Annotated in this window: 21 protein-coding genes and 1 riboswitch; of the genes, 9 read left to right on the top strand and 12 right to left on the bottom strand. The window is 64.6% G+C overall.

What is annotated here, in order from left to right; all coding sequences use genetic code 11:
- Positions 1-170 precede the first annotated feature (170 nt).
- From PD284_RS19765 to PD284_RS19755, 3 genes are read left to right on the top strand one after another with little or no spacing between them, the layout of a single operon-like run.
- Positions 171-1,892 (top strand): SulP family inorganic anion transporter, encoded by a 1,722-nt coding sequence (locus tag PD284_RS19765; RefSeq protein ID WP_411956281.1) that lies wholly within the window; start codon positions 171-173, stop codon positions 1,890-1,892.
- A gap of 40 nt (positions 1,893-1,932) precedes the next feature.
- Positions 1,933-2,838: a polyphosphate kinase 2 gene (ppk2, locus tag PD284_RS19760; RefSeq protein ID WP_274629845.1), complete on the top strand. Its 906-nt coding sequence runs from the start codon at positions 1,933-1,935 to the stop codon at positions 2,836-2,838.
- Between the two features lie 60 nt (positions 2,839-2,898).
- Positions 2,899-3,360: a histidine kinase gene (locus PD284_RS19755; RefSeq protein WP_274629844.1), complete on the top strand. Its 462-nt coding sequence runs from the start codon at positions 2,899-2,901 to the stop codon at positions 3,358-3,360.
- Between the two features lie 62 nt (positions 3,361-3,422).
- Here PD284_RS19755 and PD284_RS19750 read toward each other — a convergent pair whose 3' ends face one another.
- Both PD284_RS19750 and PD284_RS19745 read right to left on the bottom strand, forming a co-directional pair.
- Positions 3,423-4,109, bottom strand: coding sequence for a ribonuclease HII (locus PD284_RS19750; protein WP_274629843.1), 687 nt, complete (start codon positions 4,107-4,109; stop codon positions 3,423-3,425).
- Between the two features lie 162 nt (positions 4,110-4,271).
- Positions 4,272-5,426 carry a PA0069 family radical SAM protein gene (locus PD284_RS19745; RefSeq protein ID WP_274629842.1) on the bottom strand — a complete coding sequence of 385 codons (1,155 nt, stop codon included), beginning with the start codon at positions 5,424-5,426 and terminating at the stop codon, positions 4,272-4,274.
- Between the two features lie 147 nt (positions 5,427-5,573).
- On the opposite strand from PD284_RS19745, the gene PD284_RS19740 reads away from it, so the two are divergent.
- Positions 5,574-6,074, top strand: a complete 501-nt coding sequence (locus tag PD284_RS19740) for a glycosyltransferase (protein WP_274629841.1) — start codon at positions 5,574-5,576, stop codon at positions 6,072-6,074.
- Positions 6,075-6,118: 44 nt separating this feature from the next.
- Here PD284_RS19740 and moaB read toward each other — a convergent pair whose 3' ends face one another.
- The 6 genes from moaB to PD284_RS19710 all read right to left on the bottom strand — a co-directional run bounded on the left by moaB (position 6,119) and on the right by PD284_RS19710 (position 10,282).
- Positions 6,119-6,667, bottom strand: coding sequence for a molybdenum cofactor biosynthesis protein B (moaB, locus tag PD284_RS19735; protein ID WP_274629840.1), 549 nt, complete (start codon positions 6,665-6,667; stop codon positions 6,119-6,121).
- Positions 6,664-7,575 (bottom strand): 4-(cytidine 5'-diphospho)-2-C-methyl-D-erythritol kinase, encoded by a 912-nt coding sequence (locus tag PD284_RS19730; protein WP_411956234.1) that lies wholly within the window; start codon positions 7,573-7,575, stop codon positions 6,664-6,666. The genes moaB and PD284_RS19730 overlap by 4 nt, the downstream gene beginning before the upstream one ends.
- Positions 7,572-7,757, bottom strand: coding sequence for a hypothetical protein (locus PD284_RS19725; protein ID WP_274629839.1), 186 nt, complete (start codon positions 7,755-7,757; stop codon positions 7,572-7,574). Before PD284_RS19725 ends, PD284_RS19730 begins: the two co-directional genes overlap by 4 nt.
- Positions 7,758-7,838: 81 nt before the next feature.
- A complete protein-coding gene (locus tag PD284_RS19720; RefSeq protein ID WP_411956280.1) occupies positions 7,839-8,669 on the bottom strand; it encodes a S49 family peptidase in 831 nt (276 codons plus the stop codon).
- A 117-nt stretch (positions 8,670-8,786) separates the two neighbouring features.
- Positions 8,787-9,581 (bottom strand): tRNA1(Val) (adenine(37)-N6)-methyltransferase, encoded by a 795-nt coding sequence (locus PD284_RS19715; protein WP_274629837.1) that lies wholly within the window; start codon positions 9,579-9,581, stop codon positions 8,787-8,789.
- 149 nt (positions 9,582-9,730) lie between these two features.
- Positions 9,731-10,282, bottom strand: coding sequence for a GFA family protein (locus PD284_RS19710; RefSeq protein WP_274629836.1), 552 nt, complete (start codon positions 10,280-10,282; stop codon positions 9,731-9,733).
- Positions 10,283-10,382: 100 nt separating this feature from the next.
- Here PD284_RS19710 and PD284_RS19705 point away from each other — a divergent pair, with 100 nt between their 5' ends.
- Positions 10,383-11,009: a TetR/AcrR family transcriptional regulator gene (locus PD284_RS19705; RefSeq protein WP_274629835.1), complete on the top strand. Its 627-nt coding sequence runs from the start codon at positions 10,383-10,385 to the stop codon at positions 11,007-11,009.
- Between the two features lie 24 nt (positions 11,010-11,033).
- On the opposite strand, the gene PD284_RS19700 is transcribed toward PD284_RS19705, so the two are convergent.
- A complete protein-coding gene (locus tag PD284_RS19700) occupies positions 11,034-11,258 on the bottom strand; it encodes a putative signal transducing protein (protein ID WP_274629834.1) in 225 nt (74 codons plus the stop codon).
- Positions 11,259-11,307: 49 nt separating this feature from the next.
- A complete protein-coding gene (locus PD284_RS19695; protein ID WP_274629833.1) occupies positions 11,308-12,957 on the bottom strand; it encodes an alpha/beta hydrolase in 1,650 nt (549 codons plus the stop codon).
- A gap of 195 nt (positions 12,958-13,152) precedes the next feature.
- On the opposite strand from PD284_RS19695, the gene PD284_RS19690 reads away from it, so the two are divergent.
- The gene (locus PD284_RS19690; RefSeq protein ID WP_274629832.1) at positions 13,153-14,169 is read left to right on the top strand and encodes a polyprenyl synthetase family protein; all 1,017 of its coding nucleotides are present in this window, start codon (positions 13,153-13,155) and stop codon (positions 14,167-14,169) included.
- A gap of 235 nt (positions 14,170-14,404) precedes the next feature.
- A complete protein-coding gene (locus PD284_RS19685) occupies positions 14,405-16,432 on the top strand; it encodes a tetratricopeptide repeat protein (RefSeq protein WP_274629831.1) in 2,028 nt (675 codons plus the stop codon).
- 75 nt (positions 16,433-16,507) lie between these two features.
- Here the strand turns inward: PD284_RS19685 and metA are convergent, their stop codons facing one another.
- On the bottom strand, positions 16,508-17,428 hold the full coding sequence (gene metA, locus PD284_RS19680; protein WP_274629830.1) for a homoserine O-acetyltransferase MetA: 921 nt from the start codon (positions 17,426-17,428) through the stop codon (positions 16,508-16,510).
- Between the two features lie 46 nt (positions 17,429-17,474).
- A riboswitch (SAM-I-IV-variant riboswitch) is annotated at positions 17,475-17,581 on the bottom strand.
- A gap of 185 nt (positions 17,582-17,766) precedes the next feature.
- Here metA and PD284_RS19675 point away from each other — a divergent pair.
- Together PD284_RS19675 and glyS are read left to right on the top strand one after the other, a co-directional pair.
- Complete coding sequence (locus PD284_RS19675) at positions 17,767-18,720, top strand: glycine--tRNA ligase subunit alpha (RefSeq protein ID WP_274629829.1); 954 nt, start codon at positions 17,767-17,769, stop codon at positions 18,718-18,720.
- A gap of 2 nt (positions 18,721-18,722) precedes the next feature.
- On the top strand, positions 18,723-20,939 hold the full coding sequence (gene glyS, locus PD284_RS19670; RefSeq protein WP_274629828.1) for a glycine--tRNA ligase subunit beta: 2,217 nt from the start codon (positions 18,723-18,725) through the stop codon (positions 20,937-20,939).
- Positions 20,940-20,995: 56 nt separating this feature from the next.
- Here glyS and PD284_RS19665 read toward each other — a convergent pair whose 3' ends face one another.
- Entirely contained in the window at positions 20,996-21,388 is a 393-nt protein-coding gene (locus PD284_RS19665; protein ID WP_274629827.1) for a hypothetical protein, read from the bottom strand.
- Positions 21,389-21,464 lie beyond the last annotated feature (76 nt).

The following is a 21,464-nucleotide window of genomic DNA, read 5'->3' as shown; positions in this document are numbered from 1 at the left end:
TCGATCCTTGAACCCTATGCCTGTCGGGCCACAATCAGCCCGAGAGAACAAGGTATGGCGGCGAGCAAGGGATCGCGTCACGACAAAGCCTGCTGTCCTGTGGTGCAAGGACAGTTTGACGGCAAATCATTGGTCTCTCAGGTAAAGATGTCATGACGTCCATTCTGCGAATGGGAGCGGCTAGAGTAGCATCGACGGGCAGGAAGGCCGGGAGCGCTTTTGGCTGGCGCCCGCCGTTGCTGACGAACCTTGCAGGATACAAGGCGAGCTGGCTCCGTAGCGACATCTCCGCGGGTCTGGCGATTGCTGCCGTTGGCCTGCCGAGCGCCATTGCCTATCCGGCGATCGCTGGCCTTCCTCCGGAAACGGGAATCTATGCCAGCATCTGGCCTTTGCTCGCCTACGCGCTCATCGGACCTTCCCGGCAGCTCATCGTTGGCCCCGATGCGGCCACGATGACGGTGCTGGCGGCTGTTCTTGTCGCTGTTATGGGAAGTTCGCCGCCGGCGGCGGATCGAACAATGATCGCCGCCGCCTTGGCTTTGGGAGTCGGCGTCCTATGCCTGCTGGCGCGCGCGCTTCGGCTTGGCGTCGTGGCAAATTTCCTGTCCCGTCCCATCCTCATCGGGTTCTTTGCCGGAATTTCGCTTTCCATCCTGATTGGGCAAATCGACCGGTTCACTGGCCTCGATATCCAGGCCAGCGGACTGATTGGCCCGATCGTGGAACTCGCCGGCAAGCTCGGATCAATTCATTGGCCGACCTTGCTCGTCGCTGTCTCGATGTTCGCATTGCTGCAAGCTGTGCGGCTCGTGCGGCTGCCGGTTCCCGGTCCGGTTCTGGTGGTCCTGGTCTCGGGAGCGCTCTCGGTCGCCTTCGACTTCGAAGGTCGGGGTATCGCCGTCGTAGGAGACATTCCCCTCGGTCTCCCTGCGCCGAGCCTGCCGTCCATCGCAAATCTGCCCTTTGAAACGCTTGCGCTGGGAGCGGCGGCCATATTCCTCGTGAGCTTTGGGTCTGGTGTCGTCACGGCGCAGAGCTTTGGCGCGCGGGGCGGCTACTCCGTCGATCCCAACCGCGAACTGGTTGGTTTCGGCGCCGCGAACATTGCCGCCGGGCTCTTTGCCGCGTTTCCGGTGAGTGCCTCTGACTCGCGCACTGCGGTCAACGTGACGGTCGGGGGGCGTACGCAGGTGGCGGGCGTGGTGGCAGCGCTCGCCCTGATTGCGACGGTGCTTTTTCTCGGGCCGGCCTTGCGAGTTCTGCCGATCGCTGCGCTGGGGGCGATCCTTGCGGCGACGGCGCTCAATCTCATCGACTTCGCCGGCCTGCGCCAGCTGTGGCGTGTCAGCCGGATGGAGTTTGCCTTCGCGCTGATAGCAATGTGGGGACCGATCAGCCTTGGCGTCCTGAACGGCGTCGTCATCGCGATTGGCGCTACCCTCGTCTATCTTCTGCGCAAGCTGATGTATCCCCGCGATGCGATGCTCGGCCGGATTGCCGGCCGTGACGGCTTCTACAAATTGCATCGAATGGCCGAGGCGCGTCCGGTCCCGGGAATGGTCATCTGCGTGCTCCAGGGCAGCCTCCTTTTCTTCAATACCGACTATGTGAAGTCGCGGTTGCGGACGATTGCCGAAGGAATGCCGCCCGACACCCGCTGGCTGGTCATCGACGCGAGTTCGATACCGCAGGTCGACAGCTCGGCCGCAGCGATGCTCGAGGAGGTTTGCGCCGAACTCCATGGCCGGGGCGTTTCGCTGGGGCTGGCGGAGCTCCATGCCGAAGTGCGCGGCATTCTCGATCGGGCAGGCGTGATCGAGCGCCTCGGCCCCGCAATGGTGTTCGACAGTCTCGAGGATGCACTCAGGCTCAAAAAAACGACCGCCTGACCAGGCGGCCATCTTCGCACAGCGTAGTGGGAGGTAGGCAATGATCAAGGACAAGGACACGAAAGAGAACAACAAGCGCAACGACCGCCGAGACGGCGGCACCCTGGAGGGGGAGGCTCCCGCCGTCGCCGAGGCTGACAGCCAGCCGGAGCCGGTCGAGAAGCGGGAAAAGAAGAAGTCGGCTGAGCGCTATGAAAAGAAGCTCGCCAAGCTGCAGGTCGAGATTGCTTACCTGCAGGCCTGGGTGAAGGAGTCCGGCGCACGCATCGTCATTATTTTCGAGGGTCGCGACGCCGCCGGCAAAGGCGGGCTGATCAAGCGTATCGTCGAGCGGGTCAGTCCCCGCGTGTTCCGCGTTGTGGCGCTGCCGGCGCCGACGGATCGCGAGAAGACCCAGATCTACATGCAGCGCTACATCCAGCAGCTGCCGGCGGCAGGCGAGGTCGTGATCTTCGATCGCTCCTGGTACAACCGGCCGGGCGTCGAGCGCGTGATGGGATTCTGCAGCGAGAAGAAGGCGCGTCGCTTCCTGGAACTGGCGCCCCGTTTCGAGGCCGCCATCGTCGAAAGCGGCATCACCCTGCTCAAATACTTCCTCGACGTGAGCGAAGAGGAACAGGAGAAGCGTTTTCGGCAGCGCATCGATGATCCTCTCCGGCAGTGGAAACTCAGCCCCATGGACATCGAGTCCTACCGGCGTTGGTGGGACTACACGCGCGCCTACGGCGAGATGATACGCGCCACGGACACCGAGCACGCTCCTTGGTGGATCGTTCCGTCGGACGACAAGAAGCGCGCGCGGGTCAATTGCATCTCGCATATTCTGCACTCGATCCCGTATCGGCGCGTCCCGTTCCAGGAACCGAAGCTGGGCAAGCGGCAGAAGCGGCCCGACGACTTCGTCGATGACGATTATCCGCGGCGCCTGGTGCCGGAGGTGCTCTGATCGCATAGCCGCACCTCAGCCTGCAGGTGCCCCCTTCCTCACGCAAGGAGCAGAAGCAAAATGCCCGACATCAAGAAGAACGATACCCCGCCGAGCGCCGACCAGCTTCGCATGATGCTGCTGGAAGAGCAGATGAAAGAGGCAAGGAAATTCGAGACCCAGAAAAACAAGGAGCAGCAGAGACTGACAGCCTTCACCGAGGATTTCCTGAAGAATCAGGTCTCGGAGAACGAGATTGCCATGGTGCGACGCCTCGTCATGAACGCGGTGAGGGACGGCAAGTACGAGGCCATGGTCTACAGTTTCCCTTCGGACCTCTGCAGCGACAGTGGGCGGGCGATCAATAGCGGCGATCCGAAATGGACCGACACGCTGCAGGGGAAGGCGAAGGAGTTCTACCTTCGATATCTCGAATTCGGCAAGCCGCAGGGCTTCAAGCTCAAGGCCACGATCATCAACTTCCCGGGCGGCATTCCGGGAGACGTGGGGTTCTTCCTCGACTGGACCCCGGAGAGGATGTGAGGGCGCGTTGCCGATCGGTCGCGGTGGCAAGCCCCGTTGAGAGGCGCGACTCGCGAACAGCTTTAGACTAGCGCCTCGACCTCGATCTCCGCCTCCGCGGCGATGCGGAACGGCGCAAAGGAAGCGCGGTGGAGGCGGGGCACGGCGCCATGGATTTCGATGGCCGAACGATGGCGCTCGGTCGCATAACCCATATGGATCTCGAAGCCGTAGCGCTGATCGGCGCGGCCGCAGCCGCACATCATGCGGTCTCGCATGACTTTTGCGACGATCGAGGCTGCTGCGATCGACTGCGAGCGCTGGTCGCCCTTGACGAGGGCCCGGCCCAGGCATGGCAGCCCGGGCGGCACATCGCGGCCGTCGGCCAGCGCCATCTTCGGCTTGATGTGCAAACCGCAGATGGCGCGGCGCATCGCTTCGAGGCTCGCCCGCAGAATATTCACGCTGTCGATCCCTTCGGCCGAGACCGAGGCCATCGAGACCGCCTCGGCCTTGGCGAGGATTTCGTCGAACAGGGTTTCGCGCTGGGCAAAGGTCAGCCGCTTGGAATCGTCCAGCCCCTTCGGAATCCTGCGTGGGTTCAGAATGACCGCAGCCGCCACCACGGGGCCGGCGAGGGGACCGCGCCCGGCCTCGTCCATCCCGGCAACCGGGGCGTGTCCGTCGCGCATCGCCGACCGCTCGAACGAGAAGTCGGGTTTCGCGATGATTTCGAAGAGGGGCGGAGAATCGGAAGTCCGGCGAGCCATGATGCGGCGATGGTCGCATCGGTTCCGATTCTCCGCAAGCCTTCCCGGCCGTGGGGAGCGGCGGGAGGGCGCCGTCGGGCCTGGGGCGGGCCGGGCGGGTTCTTTTTGATCGAGAGGTGCGTGCGTTCGAGATCAGGTCGGATTAGATCAAATCGGATCAGATCAGATCAGAATGAGTTGTTCGTTCTCCCGGTCGCCCGGCTCGAACAGGTCGGTTCTCAGCTGCCGCTTCTCGACGTTCAATTCCAGGCGCTTGGCCGCGATCTCGAAGCGGCGGCCGATCTGCCAGGCATAGGGGCCGCTGCCCTTCATGCGCTTGCCCCATTCGGAATCGTAGTCCTTGCCGTCCCGCATCGAGCGGATCAGGGACATCACATGGCGATACCTGTCCGGGTAGTGCCGCAGCAGCCAATCCTTGAAGATCGGACTGACTTCGAGCGGAAGGCGCAGGATCACATAGCCCGCCTCGGCGGCGCCCTGCGCCCGGGCCGACTCGAGGATGCGCTCGACCTCTGAATCGTTGAGGCCGGGAATGATCGGCGCCACCATGACGGAGACGGGGATGCCCGCCTCGTGCAGCTGCCGCATGGCCTCAAGCCGCTTGCTCGGGGTCGAGGCGCGCGGCTCCATCGTCCGCGCCAGCTTGCGGTCGAGCGTCGTCACCGACAGCGCCACCTTGGCCAGCCCTTTCTCGGCCATGCGGCTCAGTATGTCGATGTCGCGCGTCACGAGCGCGGACTTGGTCACGATTCCGACGGGATGCTGCCGCGCTTCCAGCACCTCGAGGACTTCGCGCATGATGCGATACTGCTTCTCGATCGGCTGGTAGGGATCCGTATTGGTGCCGATCGCGATGGTGCGCGGCTGATAGCCCTCTTTCGAGAGTTCGCGCGACAGCAGGTGCGCGGCGTCCGGCTTGGCGAACAGCTTCGATTCGAAGTCGAGCCCCGGTGAAAGGCCCATATAGGCGTGGGTCGGCCGCGCGAAACAATAGACACAGCCGTGCTCGCAGCCGCGATAGGGATTGATGGAGCGATCGAAGGAGATATCCGGCGACGAGTTGCGCGTGATGATCGTGCGCGGCTTCTCGACCTGCACCTCGGTCTTGAAGGGCGGCAGTTCCTCCAGCGAGTTCCAGCCGTCATCGAAGACGGTCCGCGACATCGGCTCGTAGCGGCCGGACGGATTGATGCCCGCGGATCGCCCGCGGTTGCGGTCCGGCCTGACCCGGAGGCCGCTCTGTTCGATCATCGCGTTCGCCATCTCGGCTCTTCCTGCACCGAAGGCTGTAATGTCGGCTCGCACGACCTGTTCCACTTTTGCGCGCTCCCAGGGACTGTCGCTTTTTGTTCGACTCGCCGTTCTCATGAAATTATTCCTAGGTTGCGGTGCGGAACAAATCAAGAACTTTTTACTCTTTTCCGCAACTGGCGTTGGGCCGGCCTTTGCGGTAATCGGTAAGGTATGCTGACCGTTCTGATCGAGACGAAGAACAGCGAGGAGGGGCTGGCGCGTACGCTTGCGTCGCTGGTCCCAGGCGCCGTGGACGGCGTGATCCGCGACGTCATCGTTTGCGACTGCGGCTCGACCGACGAGACGCACCACGTGGCGGAGCACGCGGGCTGTCATTTCGTGACCGAAGGCATCGCCGACGCCGTGAAGCAGGCCAAGGGCGACTGGCTGCTCATTCTCGAGCCGGGTGCCCGGCTCTCAGAAGGATGGATCGAGCCGGTCGTCCATCACGTGTCGAAGTCGACCATCGCGGCGCAGTTCAGCCGCGCAAAGGCTGCGCGGGCGCCGTTCCTCTCGCGTGTCTTTTCACGCAACAGGGCGCTGGCGAACGGATTGCTGATCCAGAGGCGCCAGGCTGCAGCCCTCGCGAAGTCCGCGCGTGACGCAGAAAGCCTTGCGAGCGGTTTGGCGACCAAGCGGCTGAGCGCGGAAATCGTCCCCGCGCAGGCCTAGGGACGTTCGCGGGCTCGCCACGACACGCGTGCTGGCGTCAGGCGCTAACTCTTGCTGCGCCGCAGGTGCTCGTCCAACCGCGGCATGATCTCCACAAAATTGCAGGGCATGTGGCGGTAGTCGAGCTGCGGCTTCAGGATGCCGTCCCACGCGTCCTTGCAGGCGCCAGGCGAGCCGGGGAGAACGAATACGAATGTGGCGTTGACGACGCCGCCGGTCGCCCGCGACTGTACGGTCGACGTGCCGATCTTGTCGTAGGAAATGCGGTGGAAGACCTCGGAAAACCCGTCCATGCGCTTTTCGAAGATCGGTTCCAGAGCCTCCGGCGTCACGTCGCGCCCGGTAAAACCGGTGCCGCCGGTCGTGATCACCACGTCGATGCCGGGGTCCTTGGACCAACCGAGCACCTTGTCGCGGATCTTCCCGGCGTCGTCGGTGATGATGTCGCGGGCGGCGAGTAGGTGGCCTGCCTCGGCGATGCGATCTGCCAGCGTCTGGCCCGATCTGTCTTCGGCAAGGCTACGGGTGTCCGACACGGTGAGCACCGCAATCTGCACGGGGATGAACGGGCGCGTATCGTCGATGCGGATCATCGGTCTTCGGCCTCCGAGGAGATCGTGCGCGTCGCCGCCACGAACCAGTCCGGATGCCGGCTGCGAATGGCGGCCGCGGCGCGCTTGGCCATGTTCCCCGATTCGAACAGCCCGAAGCATGTCGCCCCGGACCCCGACATGCGCGTGAAGCCCGACCCCGCCTTGTCCAGTGCGGCAATGGCTGCGCCGATCGACGGCTGGATCGCCCGTGCCGCCGGCTCGAGGTCGTTGCGCGTGATGGCGAGCCAGTTCCTGACCCCGTGAAAGTCGAGATGGACCGGCAGCGGCGGCAGCGGGCTGTTGTCGCTGCTGGCCAGCGCCGCGAACACGTCTGCCGTGAGCACCGGCACGCCCGGATTGACGAGCACGAGACCGAGCGGGAGGAGGTTGGGAACAAGCGACAACTCTTCGCCGATGCCGCGCGCGACCAGCGGTTTCGCTGCCAGGCACATCGGCACATCCGCGCCGAGCGTCAGGGCGATCTCCGCTAACTCCGGCCCGTCCATTTCCATGCCCCACGCGCCGGCCAGGGCATGCAGGGTCGCCGCGGCGTCGCTCGAACCGCCGCCGACGCCCGACGCGACGGGCAGGTTCTTCTCGAGCGTGATGCGCACCGGTGGAGCTTTCTTGTCGCCGGCCTTGCTGCGCAAGGCGTCGCGAGCCTTCACGACGAGATTGCCGTCATCGAGCGGGACGTCTGGCGCATACCGGCCGGTTACGACAAGCTCGTCCGCGTCGGCGAGCGTCGCCTCGACCCGGTCGCCGAACCGCGCGAACACCACCAGGCTCTCGAGCAGATGAAAACCATCCGACCGTCGACCGGTGACGTGCAGCGCGAGGTTGATCTTTGCCGGCGCGAGCCGGGATATCGGGTGTACCTGCTGATCCACTGGAAAGGCGACGCTCAATCCTTGGCCAGGCGATATTCGCCGGTCTTCGGGTCCTTAACGAGGGTCCCTGAGGTACCGCTGCGCGCCTGGCGCTCCTCCCTGCGGATCTTGGCTGTCACGCGCTCCGCCTCGCGCACGAAGGCGCGGTACACAAAATAGGCCGCGACGCCGACCACTGCGAAGAAGATGAGCTGCGGCATGTCCTTCTCCCACTCACCGGCCGTTTCGTCGGCCGCGCATATTGGGTTAGATGGCCGAGATTATCCGGGTTTGAGGGTTTTTCAAAGGCCGAAGCGGTTCCAGAGCGCGCGATCTTCGATGGCGCGGATGAGGCCTGAAGCCGCTGAGCCGGCGAAGTCCGCCATCTCGGCCTCGCTGCGCGTTCCGAACAGATTGAATTTGCGGCCGAAGATACCGCGCGGCGCGGTGATCAGCTTGAGCCGCGTCTTCGGTCCGTAGCGTTCCTTCAGGATCGTCCGCATGTCGCCGAGCTGGTCCACCAGGCCGAGTTCAAGACCCTTCTTGCCGCTCCAGAAAAGACCGGTGAAGAGGTCGGGGTCGTCCTTCAGCCTGACGCCGCGGCGCGACTTCACCAGGTCGATGAAAGTGTCATGGACCTCGAGCTGCAGCGCCTTCAGCCGCTCCACGTCCTCGGGCTTTTCCGGACGGAATGGGTCGAGCAGCGCCTTGTTCTTGCCGGCCGTGTAGACGCGGCGTTCCACCCCGATCTTGTTGAGCAGTTCGGTAAAACCGAACGAAGCCGACACCACCCCGATCGAGCCGACGATCGATGACGGGTCGGCGAAGATCTCGTCGCCGGCAATCGCGATCATGTAGCCGCCGGACGCCGCCACGTCCTCGACGAACACGAGAACTGTCCGATTCTTTTCCTGAGCGAGATCGCGTATGCGCTTGAAAATCAAGCGCGACTGTACGGGCGAGCCGCCGGGAGAATTGATCGAGATGGCGATCGCCGGGGCGTCGACTGCGAAGGCTTTCTCCAGCACGCCGGCGGTCGAGGCGAGCGACAGCGTCTGCCGGAACTGGCCGCCGCCCGACATGATGGCGCCGTTGAGCCTCACCACCGGAATGGTGACGGCCTCGCTCCGCATGGATTTCGGCAGCAGGCGGCTGAAAATGCGATTCACTCGAAAGCTCTCCGGTTGGTCTCCGCTGGATGTAGTGACTTGGCAAACCTGCGCAATGGCGTTGGTCGCGAAGCGGGGCCTTCAATCGCCGAAAAGCGATGCGCGGCCATTGCTGATCGCGTCGGCCTGTTCCGAAAAGCGTTCGCCCGTCCCGTGGAGAACGAGCGGAGGTTTCAGGGACAGTCCCGCGCGTGAACCCCGGACGGCGCGCAGGACGATACGGATCGCAGGTTGTTCCGCGCGCGGATGCACCGGCAAGATCTCGACGCCGCCGAACCGCCCCGCGGTGGACGCGAGTATGGCGGCGAGCGAGACCGGACGAGCGATGATCGCCAATCCGCCGCGGGGCTTGAGCACGGCGGCGGCGCTGCGCAGCCAGCTTTCGAACAGCCCGTCCTCCATCACATGGGCGGCGCGCTTCAGCGCGTCGGGCGTTGCGCGGTCGGCGGCCGCGTTGAAGGGCGGGTTCATGATGACGAAGTCGAAGGCGGCGTCTGAAAGCCCTGCCGCGACTCGTTTTTTTCCCGTGAGAGAAACGTCCGCTTCGAGGACAGAGACCCGATCCGCCAGATGTCGGTTGAGCGGATGGTCGCGGCTCAGCCGCGCGTACTCGGCCATCTCGGGTGCGCGCTCGACAAGGACCACTGAGCTTCGGGGGCAGCGGGATGCGACGGCCATTCCGGCTGCCCCCGCGCCCGCGCCGAAATCGGCGAGCCGCCCGCCGAAGCTTGTCGGGACCGCCGCTCCTAGCATCATGGCGTCCATGCCGGCGCGATGGCCCCGGCCTGTCGGCTGCACCAGATGGAACGCGCCGCGGTGGAAGGCGTCGAGAGTGTCGTGCCTGGCTGCTTCCGGCAAGGCGGCGACCTCGTTCAACGGACGCTCCCGTTGACGATGCCAGTCCCGCGCAGCGGCTGCGGCGCGAAGATAGTGATGGCAACGTGGCCGGTGTGCGGTAGCTCTATCATGGCGTGACCGTGGCAGGTCACGGCGCGAGTTTCAATGCAGGTGATGACGCCCATCCTTCAGCGGGAGGGCTGGGCGAGTTCTCCCTTGATCCCGTCGACCTTGGGCGCGCGGAAACCCATCGCTGCCCATGCCTTCATCAACTGCCACATGAAGCGCACCGAGTGCGTCTTGTAGCTCGGCACGCCGTCGCTGAAGTCAGGCCCCGCCTGGCGGTCGCCCGTCATCGTCCGGATCTCGACCGGCGGCTGGTCCTGCGGCGCGAAACGCCCCTTGTACAGCGACAGCCAGTGTCCGCTGGTGAATTCGAGGAACATCGGCGCGTTGCAGCAGCTCGCAACGATCCTTCGGGTCTTGGAGTCCGGCTTGATGCGGTGCTCGCGAAGCGTCTCCCGCCCGTTCGTCACCACGACGCGATCCTTCCGGTAGAGGATGAACGGCGTGCCGCCATCATTGTCGACTACTTTCGGTGCGCCGGGGAGCGTCTCGAAGATGTGGCCCGCGCGCCGGCAGCTGTCGCAGTAGCAGTTGGCGGCGATGATGGGCGCGCCACGTGCTTCGATCCTCGTATGCCCGCAGCCGCATGTGGCGACCAGAATGTCTCGCGCCATGACCGTTCCTCCATACAAATTAGACTGGACGGTCCAGTTTGATTTGTCAATGTGACCCGGGTACGCTTTCAGGAATGAGCTGGAACATATCGTGGTGGAAATGACGAAAACAGCGCGGACCCGTGTGGAGCGCTCTCGCCGTTCGATCGTGCAGGCCGCCTCCGACTTGTTTTTGAAGCACGGTTTCGCGGGAACCAGCATGGACGAGGTGGCGGCGACCGCCGGCGTGTCCAAGCAGACGGTCTATGCGCACTACGCGAGCAAGGAATCGCTGTTCCTGGAGGTCGTTGCCGGCATGACGGGCGGCGCGGCCGATACGATGCAGGAGCGAGTCGAGGACCCCGACGGGGAGAGGCCAGTCGAGGAGTTTCTGCTGGAATACGCCGAGCAGCAGCTTGCGATCGTGATGACGCCGAGGCTGATGCAGCTGCGCCGCCTCGTCATTGCGGAGGCGGGGCGTTTCCCGGAGCTGGGCAAGGCGCTGCATACGCGCGGCCCCCAGCACGCCATCGACCGGCTCACCCGGGCCTTCGAACTCTATCGGCAACGCAGCGCGGTCGCGGTCGAGGATGCGCGCGTCGCTGCGTCGTTCTTCAACTGGCTCGTCATGGGCGCGCCGGTCAATGACGCGATGCTTTTGGGAGACGACGCCATTCCGTCCCCGGATGCGCTGCGGGGTCACGCGCGTGAATGCGTGCGGATTTTTCTGGCCGCTTACGGAAAGTGAGCCAGAGTTTCGGGTTGCAGCGGCTCAGCGGCCGCTGATCTCCTTGGCGATCCCGGCGTCCTCCAGGAGTTTGCGCGCGGTAGGGGCGTCTTCTTCGTCGATCAGCATGCGGCGCGGCAGGATGCCGATCGAGCCGTCTAGCACGCTCATGTTCTGGTCGGCGACCACGAAGCGGATTCCGGCGTCGCGCAGCAGAGCCTCGACAAAGGAAATGACGACGGCATCGTTGGTGCGGATGAGCTCGATCATGTCGGAAAGGTCGCAGTTTGTGGCGCAGCTGTAAACTGCGCCGCCTAGGTTACGGCATTTCTTTCGCCAGCTTGACCTTCAGTCGCTCGATGTTTTCCGTGCTCCAGCCCTGCACATCTGTCACCGCGATCCAGGCGTCGATGTAGTGCTGGGGAGCGTAGACGTGGCCGTGTCCGATCGGCGTGGTCGTGGCGGTGGCTAGATCGAGCAGCAGCTGCAGGAAGGTCACCACCGGATACCAGCGCAGTTCGGGAGAGACATCGGGTCCGCGGGGGCCGACCATCCACGAAGGAGCCTGGTAGATGGAGCGCGGGTCGAAGAAGGTCACTGCATCGCTGGCGTACTGGAGGTAGACGATCCGCATTGCGCCCCAGTTCGCGCCGGGGATATTGAGCGCGTTCTGCTGCGAGGTGAAGCGTACGACGGACCCGTTGCCGAATCGCGGCAGCCAGGAGGGCGAGTCGGGCACGCGTCTGCGTGTGACGGAACCCCAGAGCGGGCTGGGAAAGGGCGGGCCGCTCCAGAGCGCGCCCTGAAACGGGTCGCCAACCACCTCGAGAAGTTCCACCGACAGTTCGGAGTTCAGCGCGCCGAGGCTCAGGCCGTGCAGGTAGAGTTTTGGACGCGTGTCCTTGGGAAGCTTCGTCCAGTAGTCGTAGACCGCGTGGAACAGCGCCCGCGACGTCTCGCTGCCATAGTCCGGTTCGACCAGCAGCGATAGCCAGCTCGTCAGGTAGGAGTACTGTACCGCGATGCTGGCGATGTCGCCGCCGTGGAGATACTCGACCGAATTGCTGGCGGCGGGGTCGACCCAGCCTGTACCCGTGGGTACGATGACCAGCAGCGACGAGCGCTCGAAGCCGCCGACGCGCTTCAGTTCGGCCAGCGCCAGTTGCGCGCGCTCTTCCGGCGTTTCGGCCGAGTTGAGCCCTGCATAGACGCGGATCGGCTCCATCGCGTCCCGCTGCAGGAAATTGCCGATGTCCTGCTGCGTCGGGCCGGTCGCGACAAAGGCACGGCCCTGCCGCCCCAGGCCGCGCCACTTGATCAGCGAGGCCGAGCTGCCCGTCTTGTTCGGGTCCGTGGGCCGCGGAATATCTTCCTCGATCAGCGCGTCGAGCTGCTTGAAGGAGGCGTCGGCCGCGCGCAGCGCCCAGTGGAAGAAAATGCCGTCTGCGATCGACCAGAACAGGAAGGTGGCTATCGCTGCTCCCGCCAGCATGGCCACAGGCCCCGGTGCGAAGCGCGCCAGCGCCCTGGACGAAAGGCGGAAAACGATCTGGAAAATGCGGGCCAGAGCGATCATCAGAGCGAACACCGCGAGTGCGATCAGGCCCACCTTCGTAGGATGTGCGCTGTCGACGGGCGGCAAATCCATCAGCACGCGGATCGAGTTCTGCCATTCCGACGCCTTCCAGAGGAACGTCGCGGCGACAACTGCGAGAATGACGGCAGCACCAATCTGCAGGAAGCGCCGGAGGCGGCCCGAAGGCCGGCGCAGTTGCAGTGAGTCCCAGATCCATTCAGCGAGAGCGCCCAGGCCATAGCCGGCGGCAAGCGACAGGCCTGAGAGCACGCCTTGGAGAACAAATGGCCGCGGGACCAGGCTCGGAGTGAGCGATGCCGCGAAGAAAAGCGTTGCCAGCAGCAGCCCGACGGCTGAAAGGGACTGCCAAAATCGGATAGGCCAATCTCGCACCGGCGAACCCTCGATTGCCTAATCATGCGATCGGACACGCCGACGCGCCTTCTCCCTGCAGGGGCTTCGCATGGCCTAGCGCCCAATGCAATCGCCACGCCGCGCCAATTCGCCGCTTGCGGTGCCGACGACGCGCGCCCTAGACTCTTTGCGCCAGCGGTGCAAACAAGGCGCGACTGAAATCGGAGCATTCTTGTGGGTGTAGTCGTCAATCTTGAGGACGGTAAGCGCGAGGCCGCGTCGATCAAGCCGCTGATCGACCTGACGGCCGGCGACATGAAGCGCGTCAACGAACTGATCCTGTCCAAGGCCGGTTCCGACGTCGAGATGATTCCCGAGGTTGCGAACCATCTGATCTCGTCGGGTGGCAAGCGGCTGCGTCCGATGGTGACGCTGGCTGCGGCGCAGATGTTCGGCTATTCGGGCGATGGCCATGTGAAGCTCGCCACCAGCGTCGAGTTCATGCACACCGCGACGCTCCTGCACGACGACGTCGTCGACGAGAGCGACCTCAGGCGCGGCAAGAAGACCGCCCGCATGATCTGGGGTAACCAGGCGAGCGTGCTGGTCGGCGATTTCCTGCTCGGCCAGGCCTTCCGCATGATGGTGGATGTCGGCTCTCTCGACGCGCTGGACATCCTTTCTTCGGCCGCCTCGATCATCGCCGAAGGCGAGGTCATGCAGCTTGCCGCCGCCAAGAACCTCGAAACGACCGAGGACGAGCATTTTTCGGTGATCAAGGCCAAGACCGCGGCGCTGTTCTCGGCGGCAGCCGAGGTCGGCCCCGTCATCGCGTCGGCGTCCAAGAACGACCGCGCCGCGCTGCGATCCTACGGCATGAACCTCGGTCTGGCGTTCCAGCTGATCGACGATGCGCTCGACTATGGCGGCAACAGCACGGATCTCGGCAAGAACGTCGGCGACGATTTTCGCGAGGGCAAGGTCACGCTCCCGGTGATCCTGGCCTACCGGCGCGGCACCGCCTCCGAGCGCGAGTTCTGGAAGGCGGCGATCGAGAACAACGAAGCTGACGACGCTTCGCTTGAAAAGGCCATCGGCCTGATGGCCCGCTACGGCGCGATCGCCGATACGGTCGGCCGCGCCCGCCACTTCGGCGAGATTGCCAGGGACGCGCTGGCGCCTCTGCCAGCCACGCCTCAGAAGGCGGCGCTCATCGAAGTGATCGAATTCTGTATCAGCCGCGCGGTTTAAACCAAGCGCTAAGCATGACGGCATAGCCTGCCGTCATGTGGCTTTCGGCAAAGAGCATCCGTGCAAACAGCGATCGCGCAACGGCGTCAGCCTCGTGTAGAATAAGGCATGCCGCGGCGTGGCTGACGATGTTATGATCGGCCGCCGATTGACCTGTATCGCAAAAAGGCCATGCTTTTCGCGGAATAGCGGCTGCTAAGTCCAGCGCCGGGCGCTGGAACTGGAAAGGGACAGAATGCGCCAGAAATCTTCGTTGTCGCGCACGGCGCTGGCGGCGCTCGCAACCCTGCTCCTCTCGAGTGCCGGAGGGCAAGCGAAGCAGGCCGCGGCCACCGAGCCGGTCGCCATCAATTCGTTCTCGGGAGCATTCCTGGCTGCGCGCGTGGCTGAAGTCGACAACGATCTCAATGGCGCCATCGCTTACTACAAGCGCGCCCTCAGCTTCGATCCCGACAACCAGGCCATGCAGCAGAGCCTGATGCTGGCGCTCATCTCCGATGGGCAGTTCGAGGCGTCGCTGCCTTATGCCGAAAAACTGAAGACGGTGGCGGAGGTCGAACGCTTCTCGCGGGTGGCGCTCGCTGTCGAGGATATCCGCAAGGGCCGCTACGACGCTGCGCAGACGATGCTCAAGCTGGCGCTGGAATCCGATCTCGACCGCCTCATCTCGAGGCTGCTTTCCGCCTGGGCGAAACAGGGCGCAGGAGACGGCAAGGGCGCGCTCGAGGCGATCGACCAGCTTGAAGGACCCGAATGGTATTCGCTCTTCAAGACCTATCACCGCGCCCTGATCGCCGAGGCTTCCGGTCTGGAGAAGGAGGCCGGCGAAGCGTTTGAAGAGACGGTGTCCGACCTCGTCTCGGGTGGCTCAGCCCCGGACACCTACCTGCGGGCCGCTGAAGCCTATGCCGGTTTCCTCGCCCGCAAGGGGGACAAGGCGGGCGCGCTCAAGGCGCTCGACATGGCCGAGCAGTTCGCAGCGGGCCGCGTGGCCATCAACCAGCTGCGCGCCAAGGTGGAAGCCGGTGAAAAGATCCCCCCCGTCGTCGAATCCACTCCAGACGGCGCGTCCGAGGTGCTGCTCGATCTTGGCAGCGCGCTGAACCGCGGCGGTGGCGAGCCTTTCGTGCGCCTCTATCTGCGCCTTGCCCTGGCTCTGCGGCCGGACAGCGATGCCGCGCTGCTGCAACTGGCCGGCTTCGCCGAACAGCAGCAGGACGCCGAGGGCGCCATCGCGCTCTATCGTCGGATCCCCAAGGATTCGCCGATGCGCCGGGCCGCCGACCTGCAACTCGGGCTGAACCTTGCCGATCTCGATCGCCATGCCGAGGCCGAGGCGGATCTCAAGAAGTTGCTCGACAGCGATCCAAACGACCTGCGCGCCTATCTGGCGCTTGGCGGGGTCTACGGCTCGCAGGAAAAGTACGCGGACTCGGCGAAGCTCTATGACGCCGCCGCCCGGCGCATCGAATCGGGCCACATCGGCGAGCGCAAGGACGGTGCATCGACATCGGTCTGGAACATCTATTACCAGCGCGGCATTGCCTACGAGCGGCTGAAGCAGTGGCCGAAGGCCGAGCCCAATTTCCGCAAGGCGCTCGAACTTCAGCCCGACCAGCCTCAGGTCCTGAATTACCTCGGCTATTCATGGGTCGACATGGGCATGAACCTGGACGAGGCCCTTGGCATGATCCAGAAGGCGGTCGATCTGAGGCCGAGCGACGGCTACATCGTCGATTCCCTCGGTTGGGCGTTCTATAGGCTCGGCCGCTACGAGGACGCTGTCCGCGAGCTCGAGCGCGCCGTCTCTCTGAAGCCCGACGACCCGGTCCTCAACGATCATCTGGGCGATGCCTACTGGCGCGTTGGCCGCCGGCTGGAGGCGACCTTCCAGTGGAGCCACGCACGCGACCTGAAGCCGGAGCCGGACGTTCTGGCCAATGTCCAGAAGAAGCTCGCCGAGGGGCTGCCGCCGGTTCCAGACAAGGCGACGGCAGGTCAGCCGGTCGGAGCCGAGCCGCCGGCGGTCGAGCCCGCCGAACCGCCCAAGCAGGAGAAGCGGACCGAATTGCGGACCGATAGCGTGAAAGCGACGCCTGCCGCCTATACGGTCCTGCGCGGGCAGTCGCTGTGGTCGATTGCCAACGAGGTGCTCGGCAACGGCAACCGCTATATCGAGATATTGAACCTGAACCCGCAGCTGCAAGGCGATCCCGGCCGGCTGGTGCCAGGCCAGGAGCTGGTGTTGCCGGCGCCGAACTGAGGCGGGGAGCGTCTGGAGGGGCGATCTCGCGCCACCCTTGTGGCCATGCCGGGCGCGTTGCCGGCCAGCGACGACTTACTTCCTCCCGACGTCCGCGAGATCGAACGGCGTCGTCTGGTAGAGCTGGTTGATCCAGTTGCCGAACAGGAGATGCGCGTGGCTGCGCCAGCGGTTCTCGGGCTGGCGCGTCGGGTCGTCATGCGGAAAGTAATTGCGCGGCAGCGCGATGGGGGCGTCGGCGTTGCGATCGCGAAAGTACTCCTCGGCCAGAGAGCCGGAATCATACTCGATGTGATTGAACATGTGCAGCGACCGGTGCGCCGGGTCGTCGAGAAGGCACAGCCCCGCCTCGTCGGATTCCATCAGCACCTTGATGCCGCTGGCCGGCGGTATGTCGTCCCGATGCACTTCGGTCCAGCGCGACACCGGAATCGAAAAGTCGTCCGAGAACCCGCGCAGGTAGGGAGATGCGGGCTCTAGGTTGCGGTGCCGGTAGACGCCGAAGGCCTTCTGCGGAAGATCGTACTTGGGCATGCCGTGGAAGTGATGCACGGCAGCCTGGGCGCCCCAGCAGATGTTGAAGGATGCGTGCACGTGCGTCTGCGTCCAGTCGAAGATGCGGCGTAGCTCGTCCCAGTATGTCACCTGCTCGAACGGCAGCGTCTCCACCGGCGCGCCAGTGGCGATGAAACCGTCGAATTTCTCGGACTGGACGTCCTCCCAGTCGCGGTAGAAGGAAATCATGTGGTCGCTCGGCGTGTTGCGGGCGACATGGTTGGTGATCTTCACCAGCGTCAGCTCCACTTGCAGCGGAGTGGCGCCGAGCAGGCGCGCGAATTGCGTCTCGGTCTTGATCTTGTTCGGCATCAGGTTGAGCAGCGCGATCTTCAGCGGCCTGATGTCCTGGCGCACGGCCTCTGCCTCGCGCATCACCATCACGCCCTCGGCCTCCAGCGTGGTGCGGGCGGGAAGATCGTTCGGTATCTTGATCGGCATCTTGCGTGTCTGTCCTTTACATTCACCGGGAGGACAGACGCTGTGGCTTGATCCGCTTGGTTGCCGGTCCGGCCACATCCTCCCCTGCGGGAGCGCCACCTTGCCCGGAAGGCAGGTTGGCGTCGGGCGTCGGCCCAACTCTGGATGTTGGGGCATATCTAGACGGCAGCATGCAAAGTTACAATGGGGTACGAACGCCCAGCCTCTGGTTGAAAATTGGTCGCGCGGTGCGCCGTCCGGGCGAATGGCGAAGCCGGCGATGCTTGACCCCAAAAAGCCATCGCACTACGAGGGGCCTCAATTCCTGCCCCCTGTTACCCTTGAGGCTCAGTCCACCCGTGTCGCAGCCGAACTATTCCGATCCCAGCCGCTCGTTTCAGGGCCTGATCCTGACCCTGCACAACTACTGGGCCGAGCGAGGTTGCGTCGTGCTGCAGCCCTACGACATGGAGGTCGGCGCCGGCACGTTCCATCCGGCCACGACGCTTCGCGCGCTTGGACCCAAGCCGTGGAACGCCGCCTATGTGCAGCCGTCGCGTCGCCCCAAGGACGGCCGCTACGGCGAAAATCCGAACCGTCTCCAGCATTACTACCAGTACCAGGTGATCCTGAAGCCCAACCCGCCGAACCTGCAGGAGCTCTATCTGGGCTCGCTGGAGGCGATCGGCATCGACCCGCTGGTGCATGACATCCGCTTTGTCGAGGACGACTGGGAGAGCCCGACGCTGGGCGCCTGGGGCCTCGGCTGGGAGTGCTGGTGCGACGGCATGGAGGTGTCGCAGTTCACCTATTTCCAGCAGGTCTGCGGCATCGAATGCGCGCCGGTTGCGGGCGAACTCACCTACGGGCTGGAGCGGCTGGCCATGTATGTGCAGGGCGTCGACAACGTGTACGACCTCAACTTCAACGGCCGCGAGGGCGACGAGAAGGTCACCTATGGCGAGGTCTTCCTGCAGGCCGAGCAGGAGTATTCCCGCCACAACTTCGAGTTCGCCAACACCGCGATGCTGCTGAAGCACTTCGAGGACGCAGAAGCCGAGTGCAAGGCGCTGCTGGCAGCCGGCGCGCCGCGCGAAGGCGAGAACCAGGCGCTGCATCGCATGGTGCTGCCGGCCTACGACCAGGCGATCAAGGCGAGCCACGTCTTCAACCTGCTCGACGCCCGTGGCGTCATCTCCGTCACCGAGCGCCAGAGCTACATCCTGCGCGTGCGCAATCTCGCGAAAGCCTGCGGCGAAGCCTTCCTGCTGACCGACGCCGGCGGCGCCAACCTTTCTCGACAGGCCGCGTGATCATGCCCGATCTTCTGCTTGAACTCCGTTCCGAGGAAATCCCCGCACGCATGCAGCGCAAGGCGGCGGGCGATCTGCGCAAGATGGTCACGGACGGTCTCGTCGAGGCCGGTCTCACCTATGAAGGCTGCCAGGAATACTGGACCCCGCGCCGCCTGACGCTGGACGTTCGTGGGCTGACCGCGCGCTCGAAGGACGTGCGAGAGGAGAAAAGGGGACCCAGCACCAAGGCGCCGGAACAGGCGATCCAGGGCTTTTTGCGCTCCGCCGGTTTGAGCGACATCAGCCAGGCGCATGTCCACACCGACCCGAAGAAGGGCGACTTCTACGTCGCCCATATCGTCAAGCAGGGCCGCGGCGCTGAAGAGATCATTGCGGAACTGGTGCCTGCGGTCATCCGCAACTTCCCTTGGCCGAAATCCATGCGCTGGGGCGGCTCGTCGGGGCCGAAGGGCTTGCGTTATGGCAAGCTGGAGGGGCGGGGCGGTGAAACCCTGCGCTGGGTGCGCCCGCTGCAGTCGATCCTCTGCACCTTCGGTCCGGAGACCGAGGAGCCGGCCGTCGTCGACTTCGAGGTCGACGGCATTCGCTCCGGCAACGTGACCTACGGCCACCGCTTCCATGCGCCGGATGCGATCATCGTCAAGCGCTTTGACGACTACGTTGCGAAGCTGGAGGCGGCCAAGGTCGTTCTCGACGCCGAGCGCCGCAAGCAGATCATTGCGCATGACGCAAAGAACCTCGCCTTCGCCAATGGACTTGAACTGGTCGAGGACGAGGGCCTGTTGGAGGAAGTCTCGGGCCTGGTCGAGTGGCCCGTCGTTCTGATGGGCGAGTTCGAGAAGGACTATCTGGAGATTCCCGCCGAGGTGATCCGGCTGACCATCCGCGCCAACCAGAAATGCTTTGTGGTGAGAAGCGCGGAGGGCGGGGAGGGCGCGCTTGCCAACCACTTCATGCTCACCTCGAACATCGTCGCCAAGGATGGCGGCAAGGAGATCGTGCACGGCAACGGCAAGGTCGTGCGCGCGCGCCTCTCGGATGCGCTCTACTTCTGGAAGACCGACCAGGGCGACCTGCCGGACCTCGCGCTGCTGAAAGAATCCGCCGAGAAGTTCGGGCTCGACCTGAAGAAGCCGCTCGACCAGCGTATGGCCCGCCTCGATCATCTGAACGTCACCTTCCACGCCAAGCTCGGCACGCAAGGGCAGCGCGTCGAGCGCATCGCGCGGCTGGCGGAAGAGATCGCACCCGTTGTCGGCGCTGATCCGGCCCTTGCCCGCCGCGCGGCACTGCTCGCCAAGGCCGATCTGACGACCGAGGTCGTCGGCGAGTTCCCCGAACTTCAGGGCGCGATGGGCCGCAAATATGCGCTGCTCCAGGGCGAGAACCCCTCCGTCGCCGCTGCGATCGAGGAGCACTACAAGCCGCAGGGCCCGTCCGACCGTGTGCCGACCGACCCCGTGTCGATCGCCGTGGCGCTCGCCGACAAGCTTGACACGCTGGTCGGCTTCTGGGCCATCGACGAGAAGCCGACGGGCTCCAAGGATCCGTTCGCGCTGAGACGGGCTGCGCTGGGCGTGATCAGGATGCTGGTGGAGAATGGGGTTCGGCTGCCGCTTGCGCAGAGCTTCGTCGGACATGCCACGTTGTCTCGAATGATCCAGACGATGAACATATCCGCGCCTGCTGGGTGGACCGCCGACCTCCTTTCCTTCTTCCACGACCGCCTGAAAGTCTATCTCCGCGACCAGGGCGCACGCCACGACCTGATCGACGCTGTCATCACGCCCGACGCCGACGACCTTCTGTTGGTCGTCCGCCGCGTCGAGGCGCTTGGAAAACTGCTCGACGCCGAGGACGGCAAGAACCTGCTCGCGGGAACCAAGCGCGCCGCGAATATCCTTGCCGCCGAGGAGAAGAAGGGCACCCGCATCGCCGATGCGGTTTCGCCGAACCTGCTCACCGATCCGGCCGAAGTCGCCCTGTTCGAGGCGGTGAATCAGGCTGAGAAGAAGGCCGCGCAAGCGATTCAGAACGAAGACTTTTCGGCCGCCATGGTGGCGCTGGCGGCACTGCGCGAGCCGGTCGACACCTTCTTCGACAAGGTGCTGGTGAACGCCGACGATCTGGACGTGCGTGCCAACCGTCTGGCGCTGCTCGCCCGCATCCGGGCGGCGACCGGTCAGGTCGCGGATTTCTCGAAGATCGCGGGATAGGCACCCTCGACGGCGGCCCATGCGGGCCGCTCGCCTACGAGGGTGGAAATAGGCGCCTACTCGAGAACCAACTCGTCGGCCGGCGGCTCCTCTTGCCGGCCGGCGGAGATGCCAGCCTTCGTCGGCGAACCGGCCTTGTTCGCCTGCGGGTCGGGGCGCATGAAAGCCTCGCCCTCGATGCCCGCCCGGATGACCATCGGCATGGCAGGGATACCCCTCAGCAACGTCTCGCTCGGCGTATGGTCGGTGCCGATTGCCGCCGTTTCGATGGCGTCCGGCGTCGTTCCCACCTGAAGGATGGACACGGCCGCCAGCGGCGCATCCGCGCTCTTCAGGACCAGGATCGACGGTGTCTCGCTGGGAGCGTCGGTGCCGATCGCCAGGAACGACGACGCCGCGGCGCTGCCTGTTGCAGCAGCAAGCAGGAATGCCGTGAGAACCATGCGCATGGCAGTTTTGCCCCAAGTCAGCCCTTGTCAGCATTTCCTGTAGCAATGCCGCGTTGCAATCCGCTTGCGACGATCC

The sequence above is a fragment of the Mesorhizobium shangrilense genome (genome assembly GCF_028826155.1).
Taxonomy (GTDB): Bacteria; Pseudomonadota; Alphaproteobacteria; order Rhizobiales; family Rhizobiaceae; genus Arvimicrobium; species Arvimicrobium flavum.
This window is presented reverse-complemented; position numbering and strand designations above follow the sequence as displayed.